This is a genomic window from Streptomyces sp. NPDC111802 (genome assembly GCF_055634335.1).
This window is the reverse complement of sequence record NZ_JBVKCZ010000166.1, coordinates 1-3,080: the sequence shown is the minus strand read 5'-3', so window position 1 is coordinate 3,080 and position 3,080 is coordinate 1. Positions and strand designations below refer to the sequence as shown.

General features: G+C 65.7%; 2 protein-coding genes and 2 pseudogenes. 2 read left to right on the top strand and 2 right to left on the bottom strand.

From position 1 onward, the window contains the following. Positions 1 to 97: 97 nt before the first annotated feature. The gene (locus ACZ7NC_RS44970; protein ID WP_471498078.1) at positions 98 to 328 is read right to left on the bottom strand and encodes a hypothetical protein; all 231 of its coding nucleotides are present in this window, start codon (positions 326 to 328) and stop codon (positions 98 to 100) included. 22 nt (positions 329 to 350) lie between these two features. Here ACZ7NC_RS44970 and ACZ7NC_RS44965 point away from each other — a divergent pair. Both ACZ7NC_RS44965 and ACZ7NC_RS44960 read left to right on the top strand, forming a co-directional pair. Beyond that, positions 351 to 571: pseudogene (locus ACZ7NC_RS44965) on the top strand (4-hydroxy-3-methylbut-2-enyl diphosphate reductase); the annotation flags it as partial. A 9-nt stretch (positions 572 to 580) separates the two neighbouring features. Continuing rightward, on the top strand, positions 581 to 1,789 hold the full coding sequence (locus ACZ7NC_RS44960; protein ID WP_471498081.1) for a cytochrome P450: 1,209 nt from the start codon (positions 581 to 583) through the stop codon (positions 1,787 to 1,789). Between the two features lie 738 nt (positions 1,790 to 2,527). On the opposite strand, the pseudogene ACZ7NC_RS44955 reads toward ACZ7NC_RS44960, so the two are convergent. Next, positions 2,528 to 2,683, bottom strand: a pseudogene (locus ACZ7NC_RS44955) (IS6 family transposase); the annotation flags it as partial. Positions 2,684 to 3,080 lie beyond the last annotated feature (397 nt).

The following is a 3,080-nucleotide window of genomic DNA, read 5'->3' as shown; positions in this document are numbered from 1 at the left end:
GGCCCTGATCCGTGACCGACGGTGCTACCAGATCGCACCCCCAGTCACCGCGACGGCTTGACTTTCAGCATTGGGAAGCATCTCGATGAGGTGTTTATCAACGACGCCGCCGCAGGAAGAGGTGCCCGACCAGAACCGGAGCCGAGCGCAGCCAGTGCCGCTCGTCGTTGAACCGCAGCAGCACCTGGGCCACCGCCAGGCACACCAGCTCCGCATCGGTCACCTCCAGCGGATGACCCGGACCCGAACGAGGCCTGCGCGAGGGGTTGATGCTGTCGTCCAGCTCGACATACAGTGCGATGAGGAGAGTGTGCAGATCGGTGTTCACAGCGCGTCCCCCTCCGGGGCGGGCCGAGATCGACGAGGCCTGGCTCAGAGGTGGCACCACGGTCGGCCTGACCTCCGGCGCCTCTGCCCCCGACATCCTGGTCGACGGCGTCCTTCAGTGGCTGCCGACCACGGTTAAGCCGACGTGGAGACCGTCAAGACCACCGACGATTCCATCACCTTCAGCCTCCCCAGAGAACTCCGCCGCCACCCACGCGCCGAGGCTGCCGTACTGACCGAGGAGCGATGCGACATGGCTCGAACTCCAGAGGATTCCGTGACGCGGCTGATGCGCTACCCCTTCCACTTCGATGATCGCGACATGGCGTACGAGGAGTTCGCCAGGCGGCGGGCGGAGGAGCCACTCGGCGAGGTGGAGACAGCCAATGGAGACAGAGTCAGGCTGGCTGTCCGGTACGACGACATTCAGGTGGTCCTGTCGGATCGGCGGTTCACCTGCCGACCCGAGGCGGCACGGTTGCGTGTGAAAGAAGGTGGTTGGGATTTCCATAACTCGATGACCCACAAGGATCCGCCCGAGCACACCCGACTGCGCCGCCTCATCTCGGGCACGTTCACGCTCGGCCGGGTCAAGGGCTGGCAGTCAGGGGTGACAGGAATCGCGGAAGATCTGCTCCAGGTGATGCTGGAGGGCCCAAAACCGGCCGACTTGGCATCGGCACTTGCCACGCCACTCCCCTGGCGCGTGACGTGCGCGGTGCTCGGGGTGCCCCATGAAGACAGCGAGCGCGTATTGCATTGGACCCACTCCGCGAAATCGCTTGGTGGGCAGACCCCCGATGAGCGGCTGGCGGCGCGGGCCGCGTTCACACAGTACGTCGGCGCGCTGATCGAACGGCGGCGCGCCCACCCGGGAGACAGTCTGTTGGACGCGCTGATCGCAACGCACGACGACGGAGACCGGCTCACCGCTGACGAGCTCAACAACATGGTCAGGTTGTTGATGCTGTCCGGCGACGGGGCGATTTCATCAATGGTCGGCCGCGGGGCGCTGATCCTGCTGAGTACTCCCGCGCTGTTCGCTGAGCTGAGCTCCGACCCGACGTCTGCAGGTGGCGTGATCGAGGAGATCCTCCGGTTTGCGAGCTACGGTTTCTCACCCATCCTCCGCACCGCGCTCGAGGACGTCGACCTGCCTTCCGGGCCGGTCGCCGCAGGGACAGCAGTGATCGCAGCCGTCAGCTCAGCGAACCGGGACGAGACACGGTTCGACCGCCCGGATGACTTCGACCCGGCCAGGAAACCCAACGCGCACATGGCGTTCGGCCACGGACCCCATTTCTGCCCGGGCAGCAATCTCGCGAGGCTGGAACTCCGGGCAGCACTCGATGCGATCGTCCGCCTGACCCCCACCCTGCGACTGGCCGTCCCCGCCGAAGAGATCACTTTCTGCACCAAGACGGTCTTTCGGCCCGTTACCTGCCTGCCTGTCACCTGGTGACCGGCTCGCAGCGATGCCAGCCCGAACCAGGTCGCGTACTGCAGAACGGCAATCGGAGGAGCGGCTCCCACCCGGCGTACAGGAACTCCTCGTCATCAGTGACCAGTTGTGCCGCGCTGTTCAGGAGAGAAACGGATGATGGCTGAGAAGTATCCGCTGGACGGGGTGAACTGCCGCACGAGAAGTTCGTCTGCCGCAGGTCGTCCGACCCGCTCGGCGAAGTCGAGTGGCCCAGCGGTGATCTCGTGCGGCTCGTGGTGCGCTACGAGGACGTGCGGAGGGCTTGAGTCCCCTGACTTGTTCAATCGACCCCAGATGCTCGGTCCGCAGCCGTAGCGTCCAGGGTGCCGGTCGGCACGGGCCCGCAGTGCTCCTTGCCGCCGCCTGGCTGGCTCTTCCATAGCGTGCCGCCGCCGGCCGGCACCCGCGCGGTGTGGCTCGACAGAGGCATGAACGTGACTGGGCTTGAAGTCAGGGTGCCCACCGCGCTCCGTTCCCCGTCGCATCGAGTACAAGGTCGGCTGCCCGTGATCCTCATTGGTATTGATCCCCACAAGTTGTCCCACACCGCCGTCGCTGTCGATCTCACGGGCCACCAGGTGGCCCGGCGCCGGTTCGTTGTCAATGCCGGCACCTTCCGCCGGCGTCGTCAAGTTGCTGGTGTGACTGGCGAGTTGGGGTGCGTCGAGGGGGTGGCTGGCCCGAGGGGGACGTTCCGGTCAGCCGGTCGTTGCCCGTACCGGTGATGGTTTTCCAGATGTGGAATCGTTCGGTCATCTCGGTGCGGTAGTCACTCGCTGTGATGAGGTGGCGGTGTGGGCGGAAGAGCGGTGAGATCCGGGAGAACGTGGCGAGGAATCTCTGGGCCGCCCCCGTCGAGCGGAAGTTCTTCATGGGGGGCGTTGTCAACTTGTCGGTTGGCGGGTTGGTTGAGGGTGTGTCAGGTCGCGATGGGGCCGGGTGACGGCCCTGGTTTCAGCCCGCCGTGGGCAGGGCGGTGACGCCGGTGATGTGGTCCCAGACGGCGAAGCGGGAGGTCATCTCGGCCCGGCCTTGGTGTTTCACCGTGAGGGCCGGGGGTGCTGACGGAGTGTGGCCCCGAATAGAAGAGGTGCCCGTCCGACCTGCGAAGATCCAGTTGTTGAGGACAGGATCGTCGGCTGGGTGGAGGGCACCTTTTCCGTGCGCAAGGGTAGCCTGCGTTCCACAGTTGAGCGGGGTTCTTGGGGGTGCGGTGAGGTATCGATGCAGGTCAGGCGGGTGTGCCTAGCGCGAAAGGCCGAAAACGCCT

Bases quoted from the DNA above. Each gene is read 5' to 3' on its own strand.
- ACZ7NC_RS44960 (WP_471498081.1), top strand. From the start codon at position 581: ATGGCTCGAACTCCAGAGGATTCCGTGACGCGGCTGATGCGCTACCCC.